At 71.7% G+C, this 6303-nt stretch carries 6 protein-coding genes and 1 pseudogene; 2 read left to right on the top strand and 5 right to left on the bottom strand.

From position 1 onward, the window contains the following. Positions 1–242, top strand: a 242-nt coding sequence (locus IQ216_RS10685; protein ID WP_228007400.1) for a biotin/lipoyl-containing protein, incomplete at its 5' end; no start/stop codon positions are given. 2 nt (positions 243–244) lie between these two features. Here the strand turns inward: IQ216_RS10685 and pdxA are convergent. Beyond that, complete coding sequence (gene pdxA / locus IQ216_RS10680) at positions 245–1255, bottom strand: 4-hydroxythreonine-4-phosphate dehydrogenase PdxA (protein WP_370566706.1); 1011 nt, start codon at positions 1253–1255, stop codon at positions 245–247. A gap of 1422 nt (positions 1256–2677) precedes the next feature. Further along, positions 2678–3056 (bottom strand): annotated as a pseudogene (locus tag IQ216_RS10665) (HNH endonuclease); the annotation flags it as partial. Positions 3057–3130: 74 nt separating this feature from the next. Here IQ216_RS10665 and IQ216_RS10660 point away from each other — a divergent pair. Continuing rightward, entirely contained in the window at positions 3131–4717 is a 1587-nt protein-coding gene (locus IQ216_RS10660; protein WP_193815454.1) for a DEAD/DEAH box helicase, read from the top strand. A gap of 2 nt (positions 4718–4719) precedes the next feature. Here IQ216_RS10660 and IQ216_RS10655 read toward each other — a convergent pair whose 3' ends face one another. The 3 genes from IQ216_RS10655 to IQ216_RS10645 all read right to left on the bottom strand — a co-directional run bounded on the left by IQ216_RS10655 (position 4720) and on the right by IQ216_RS10645 (position 6114). Further along, on the bottom strand, positions 4720–5079 hold the full coding sequence (locus tag IQ216_RS10655) for a hypothetical protein (protein ID WP_193815451.1): 360 nt from the start codon (positions 5077–5079) through the stop codon (positions 4720–4722). A gap of 19 nt (positions 5080–5098) precedes the next feature. Continuing rightward, on the bottom strand, positions 5099–5530 hold the full coding sequence (locus tag IQ216_RS14300; protein WP_228007399.1) for a DUF6554 family protein: 432 nt from the start codon (positions 5528–5530) through the stop codon (positions 5099–5101). A gap of 68 nt (positions 5531–5598) precedes the next feature. Then, a complete protein-coding gene (locus tag IQ216_RS10645) occupies positions 5599–6114 on the bottom strand; it encodes an AbrB family transcriptional regulator (RefSeq protein WP_186697911.1) in 516 nt (171 codons plus the stop codon). Positions 6115–6303: the final 189 nt, after the last annotated feature.

Genomic DNA, 6303 nt, shown 5'->3' with positions numbered 1-6303 from the left:
ACCTGGTGGAGATCACGGCGCCGATGGTGGCCACCTTCTACAGCGCCCCTGCGCCGGGAGAGCCGAACTTCGTGGCCCCGGGAGTCCGCATCAAGGTGGGTCAGACCATCTGCATCCTCGAGGCCATGAAGCTCATGAACGAGCTGGAGGCTGAGCTGAGCGGTGAGGTGGTGGAGATCCTGGTGGAGAACGGCACGCCGGTGGAGTTCGGCCAGGTGCTGATGCGCGTCAAGCCCGCCTGAGTTCAACCCAGCTCCAGGGCTGTGCTGATCGCGGCCGCCATGCTGGCGGCCCGGGCCACCCCCTGGCCGGCGATGGCGAAACCGGTGCCGTGGTCTGGTGAGGTGCGCAGAAACGGCAGGCCCAGGGTGGTGTTCACCGCCGCGTCGAAGGCCAGCAGCTTCACCGGAATCAGGCCCTGATCGTGGTACAGGGCCAGGTAGCCATCAGGCCCTGGGCTGCCCTGCTGCCAGGCCTGCGCCGCACTCAACCAGCAGGTGTCCGGCGGCAACGGGCCGAGCAGCTCCGCCTCCGGATGGCTGGCCTGCCACTGGCTGAGGGTGTCGTTGAGCCAGGCCTCCTCCTCCTGTCCCAGCTGGCCGGCCTCGCCGGCGTGGGGATTCAGGCCGGCCACCACCAGCTGCGGCCGGGGCGAAAAGCGCTGGCAGAAGGCCAGCAGCTGGTCGAGCTTGCGCCGCAACCGGGCCGGATCGAGGCTGGCCGGCACGGCAGCCAGGGGGATGTGGGTGGTGGCCAGCAGCGTGTTGAGCCGCCAGTGGCCCTGCGGGGCGCGGGCGGTGAACAGCATCGAGGCCTCCGCCACCCCGGCCAGCTCCGCCAGCCGCTCGGTCTGGCCTGGGTAGGCATGGCCGGCGGCATACCAGCTGGCCTTGCCGATCGGTGCGGTCACCAGGGCCTTGCAGTCGCCCCGCTGCACCAGTTCCGCCGCCGCCGTGAGCCAGCGGAAGCCCGCGTCCCCGCAGGCCGGGCCGCTGCGGCCCGGGGCCACGGGCTCCTCCAAGGGCAGGTCCACCATGGCGAGCTCGGCCGGATCGCGCAGGGGCTCACGGCTGAGGGGCCTCAGGGCTTCGTACTGGCCCTCCAGCCAGCGGCGGCAGCCCACCAGCACAGGCTCCAGGCCGCGCGCCTCGGGCTGGGCCAGGGCCTTGAGCGTGACCTCGGCACCGATGCCCCCCGGATCCCCCAGGGCGATGGCCAGATGGCTCTCAGCGGAGTTGGATGGGATGGAAGGCAAGGAGGAGAGGCCCATGGTGCGCTGGCTGCTGCTCGGACTGCTGCTGTATGGCCTGGGAACGGGATTCAACCGGGGTTGGCTGCAGCTGCGCTGGGGTCTGCTGATGCGGGAAATGGGCTTCCCGTTCGTGTGTGATCCCGAGGATCGCACCCGCTGCTATCCCAAGGGATCCCCCTATGCCGACAAGCTCGCTCCAAAGCCCTCCCGGTAACTGGGATAGCGCAGCTGGTAGCCCAGCTCCTGGCAGAGCCTGCGGTTGCTGACCCGTCGGTTTTCCTGCCAGAAGCTGCGGGCCATCGGGCTCAGGCTGGCCTCGATCTCGTCGTAGCGCTGCAGGGGCGGCAGCGGCAGGCCCAGCAAATGGGCGGCGTGGCTGAGGGTTTCGGTGGAGGAGCAGGGGCMGYSRWMSSCCRSGTTNCAGCAGGGCGGGCCGCTCGCTGGCGGGCAGGGCCAGACAGTGCAGCACCGCGCCGACGATGTCATCGACGTGGACGCGGGAAAACACCTGCCCGGGCTTGTGGATCAGCCGGCTCTCGCCGGCCTGCAGGGCGCGGAAGGGGGTGCGGCCCGGACCGTAGATCGCCGGCAGCCGGAAGATCTGCACCGGCAGGCCGCTGCTGCGCCAGGCCCGCTCGGCCTCGAGGCGGGCCTGGCTGCGGCCGGGCCGTGCCGGGGTGGGCGCCTGCTCATCCACCCAGGCGCCGCGGCTGTCGCCGTAGACCCCGGTGGTGGAGAGATAGCCCACCCACTGGAGCGGCAGCTGGCGCAGCACGGGTCCCAGCAGCCTCAGCACCGGATCGCCGGGCTGGCCGTCCGGGGGAATGGACACGAACAGATGGGTCACCCCAGCCAGAGCATCGGGCTCGGGCACCAGGCCCTCCCTGCTGTCGAAGGTCAACCAGTGGCCGGGCCCTGGGTTCTGCGGGGCCTGGCGGCTGGTGGTCGTCACCGCCCAGCCCCGCTGAGCGGCGGCCGCCGCCAGACGGCTGCCGGTGAAGCCTGCCCCGAGCACCAGCAGATTCGCGGCGGGCTTGACATCCCCAGAAGGCATCAGTACACCTGTATCACTCTCGATGTTTCCCATGGTGGTGTCCTCTCCTGTTCAGGCCAGCTGGTGCTGGGCTCCGCCGATGCAGCGCCCTGTAGCGGCCTCCATACAGTTTCGGGCACGCTCCTGGCCCCTCCCCGCTCTGCTGGCGGCAGGGCTGCTGCTGCTGGCTGCGCTGCTGGCCCCGGAGGCCCCCCAGGATCAGGCCGCCATCTGCCAGCGCCACAACGGGCCGGCGGCCTGCCGCGTCTGGTGAGGGGCCTCGGCCTGAGCTCCATCGCTGCCCTGAGGGAGCGCCACCAGGTCGTGGTCGCCCGGGCGTTCGCCGGCCTTTGGGCCCTCAGGCGCCAGGGAGGCCGCAGCGGCTGGCGCACTGGCGGGTGAGCTGGTCCAGGCCAGTAGGCGCGTGGCCAGGGCCATCTCGCCCTGGGTCCAGGCCCGGATCGCCATGGCACGGCGCGGATCGTAGAAGGGCTGCTGGCGGTACCAGCTGAACACCTCGCTGTCGCCCTTGCGGCCATTGCAGCCAAGGCAGGCCGGCACGCAGTTCTCGTTCACGCTCGGCCCGCCCCGGCTCTTGGGCAGCACGTGGTCGATCGATTCCGAGCGGCAGCCGCAGTAGATGCAGCGCCGGTTGGTGTGCTGGTGCAGGGACTGGCGCCAGCGCCGGGCGCGCAGTTTGGGACAGAGCTCTTCGAGAAACACGGCATTGCTGCCGCCTGCGTTCCCTGCCGCCCAGTCCCTGGCCTGCATGCGCTTGGCTCGGTTGCGGGGAGTTTGCAGCCAGTGTCCAGGGTGGCAATGTGTCGAGGACTGCCATTCCGCGCATGCGCTGCCTGTTGCGGCTGGGTGCCACCGGACTGATCGAGGTGGTCAGCCCCTTTGATGCGGTCACCAGCGCCCAGCTGCGGGCCATCCGGCCCCGGGGGGAGTGGCTGGCGCGGCGGGGCTGCTGGGAGTTTCCGCAGGAGGCCGCCGCAGCGCTGCAGCAGGCCCTGGCCGGTCGCTTTCCGGTGGAGCCCCAGCTGGCCACCTGGCTGGCCTGGCTGGAGCAGCCCCTGCCGCCGCTGCCGCCCCACCGGCAGCKGGTGCGGGCCGCCGATCTGGAGCAACCCCTCGAGGATGGCCGCCGCCTGCTGGCCCACCAGCGCGCCGCCGGCCGCTGGTTGCTGGCGCGGCGCGGGGCGGTGCTGGCGGATGCGATGGGCCTCGGCAAGACCCTCTCGGCCCTGGCGGCGGCCCGGGCCATGGTGCGCCTGGCGGACTGCCGCATCCTGGTGGTGGCCCCGGTGGGCCTGCACGACCACTGGCGCGCCGAAGCCCTGGCTCTGGGCCTGCGGCTGGAGCTGCACAGCTGGGCGCGGCTGCCTCCGGAGCTGCCTGCGGCCGGCACGGTGCTGATCGCCGACGAGGCCCACTTCGCCCAGAACGCCCACACGGCCCGCTGCAAGGCCCTGTTGCGGCTGGCCCGGCACCCCCGGCTGCGGGCGATCTGGCTGCTCACCGGCACGCCGATGAAGAACGGTCGACCGGCCCAGCTGTTTCCCCTGCTGGCGGCGATCGGCCACCCCCTGGCCCGGCATCAGCGGGCCTACGAGGAGCTGTTCTGCCAGGGGCACTGGCGTGACCAGGGCGGGCGGCGGGTGTGGCAGGCCACGGGCGCCACCAACCTCGCCGAGCTGCAGCGCCTCACCAGGCCCCTGGTGCTGCACCGTCGCAAGCAGGACTGCCTCGATCTGCTGCCCAAGCAGCGCGCTCTGATCCCCGTGCAGCTCGAGCCGGACCAGGCCCTGGGCTTCGAGCAACGGCTGCAGCGCAAGGTGGACGCCTACCGCCGCCGCGCCGCCCGCGGGGAGGTGCGCCGCGACGCCGAGGTGCTCGCCGTGTTCACGGCCCTGCGCCAGATCGCCTCCCACTCCAAGCTGGCGGCGGCCAGGGAGCTGGTGCAGCGCCAGCTGGCCGCGGGCGAGGCCGTGGTGGTGTTCACGGCCTTCCGCACCACCGCCAGCCTGCTGCAGGCGGAGCTGGGCGGAGCCCTGCTCACCGGTGCCCTCGAGCCGCGCCGGCGCCAGCAGCTGGTGGACCACTTCCAGGAGGGCCGCAGCCCGCTGCTGATCGCCACCTACGGCACCGGCGGGCTGGGCTTCACGCTGCACAGGGCCCGCCATGTGATGCTGATCGAGCGCCCCTGGACACCCGGGGATGCGGAGCAGGCCGAAGACCGCTGCCACCGCATCGGTATGGCGGGTTCCCTGATCTGCCACTGGCTGCAGCTGGGCGTGGCCGACCAGCTGGTGGATGGCTTGATCGCGAGCAAGGCGGAGCGCATCGCCGTGCTGCTGGGCCGCGGTCAGCAGGAGCTGCGCCGCCGCGATCTGGTTGCCATGGTGCGGGACCTGATGCAGAACTGGTGAGCTCAGGGCGCAGGGCTGGCGACCTGGCTGCAGAGCTGCTGCCGCACCTTGAGATCACTGCGCAGCTGAGGATCGAGGTCCTCGGCTGGCTGCCGTTCCGCGAGCTTCACCGCCTCCCGCAGGTCATCACAGGCCGCGGCGTCCTGGCCCGCCAGGCTGCGCAGCAGGTAGCCGTCGTTGCGGGGCCCGGGATCGTCCGGAAAGGCGGCCACCACCGCATCACAGCGGCTGATCTGCTGCTCGAGCCGCTCCAGGCGCACGTTGCGCAGGCAGTCGTCGCGGCGGATGGCCTGCTGGGGCAGGGGCTGTTCGGCGCAGCCGGCGGCGGCCAGCAGCAGCAGCGCCAGCAGCGGCAGTGACAACCGGCCCCGGGGCGCCGTGTCAGTAGCCGAAGCGCTCGCTGCGGGTGGCCCCGGACACCGGGATGCGGGTTGGCGCGGCCTCCACGGGTTCGGGCTTGCTGAACAGATCACCGAGATAGCGGCCGCAGTCTGGGAAGGAGCCGGAATACTGCACCACGGCCTCCGTGATCATCACCGCCGCGTGCTCTGGGGAGGTCTTGAACAGCTGATCGCTCTGGCGCTTGATCACCGCATAGGCCGCATCCCAGCTCACCTGGTGGCTGTTACCGCTGCCGCGCATGAAGCAGTAGATCTGGGCGCCCCTCGGCCCGGCCCCCTCCAGCACGACACCGGTTTCAGTCGCCTGGGAGAAGGCGGGCAGCCCGTGCCCCAGGCCCAGCGTCAGGGCCAGGGCTGCCAGCAACCGGGGCCGCTGCCGCGAGAACAGGGCGAMCGTCTGGCGCAGGGCCATGGGAACAGATCCSGCAAGCAGGGCTCAAGGTATCGATCGAGACGGCCGGCGTCGAGAGGGTGGGCTGCTCAGGGCGAACCCGTGCCCTGGGGCAGCACCAGCTTCAGCACCAGGGGCAGCACCAGCAGCACCGTGATCAGCCGCACGGCATGCAGGGCCGCCACGGCAGCCCCCACGCCGAACTCGGCCCCCAGCAGGCTCATGCCGCTGATGCCGCCCGGGGCGGCGCCCAGCAGGGCGATGGTGGGGTCCACCCCGAACAGCCGGCTGCAGGCCAGGGCCACTGCCAAGCCGGCGAGCACGAGGCTGAGGGTGATCACCAGGGCCGGCCGCCACAGCTGCTGCAGTTGCTGCAGCACGGCGCTGTTCAGGGCGGTGCCGATCACCGTGCCGATCCCGATCTCCAGCAGGGTGCGCGTCCCGCCCGGCCATTGGGCCGGTTCGAGCTGCCCGACGATGCTCACCAGCGCCGCCGCCAGCAGCGCGCCGGCCAGGGGGGCTGCGGGAATCCCGGTGCGCAGCGCCAGCAGGCCGCCCGCCAGCCCGGCGCAGGCATACACGACCAGGTTCCAGGGGTGGCTCATTGCCCCAGTCTGACCTTGGCTGCGCCAGCAAAGTGTGCTGTCATCGGCTCCACCGCGCCTGATGCCATGGCCCCCGAGTCGGTTTCCTTTCGGATCACCCGCAACGCTGAAGACCTGGCCCAGACGATTCACGCGCTGTCCAGGCGCCTAATCACCCTGGAGCAGCATGTTCAGGCCATGGCCCTGCAG

It is taken from the genome of Cyanobium sp. LEGE 06143, from assembly GCF_015207535.1.
In the GTDB taxonomy this organism is placed as follows: domain Bacteria; phylum Cyanobacteriota; class Cyanobacteriia; order PCC-6307; family Cyanobiaceae; genus NIES-981.
This window is presented reverse-complemented; position numbering and strand designations above follow the sequence as displayed.